The sequence below is a fragment of the Algoriphagus pacificus genome (assembly GCF_017254845.1).
In the GTDB taxonomy this organism is placed as follows: Bacteria; Bacteroidota; Bacteroidia; order Cytophagales; family Cyclobacteriaceae; genus Algoriphagus; species Algoriphagus pacificus.
The window spans coordinates 1-383 of record NZ_JAFKCU010000030.1; the positions used below are offsets into that span (position 1 = coordinate 1).

A 383-nucleotide genomic window follows, 5' to 3' on the forward strand; every position below is an offset into this window, starting at 1 on the left:
CACGTTCATCTTTGGTCATACGCCAGCAGTGAAACCACTCAAGTTTGCCAACCAAATGTATATCGATACCGGCGCAGTGTTCTGCGGAAACCTAACATTGATTCAGGTACAGGGAGAAGGCGCATGAGACTCGAAAGCGTAGCTAAATTTCATTCGCCAAAAAGCCCGATGATGAGCGACTCACCACGGGCCACGGCTTCTGACTCTCTTTCCGGTACTGATGTGATGGCTGCTATGGGGATGGCGCAATCACAAGCCGGATTCGGTATGGCTGCATTCTGCGGTAAGCACGAACTCAGCCAGAACGACAAACAAAAGGCTATCAACTATCTGATGCAATTTGCACACAAGGTATCGGGGAAATACCGTGGTGTGGCAAAGCT

At 49.9% G+C, this 383-nt stretch carries 1 protein-coding gene; it reads left to right on the forward strand.

Features of this window, described 5'->3' with window-relative positions; genetic code table 11:
• Window positions 1–123 precede the first annotated feature (123 nt).
• A partial coding sequence (locus J0A69_RS22450; RefSeq protein ID WP_228356390.1) for an antitermination protein occupies window positions 124–383 on the forward strand: 260 nt, incomplete at its 3' end.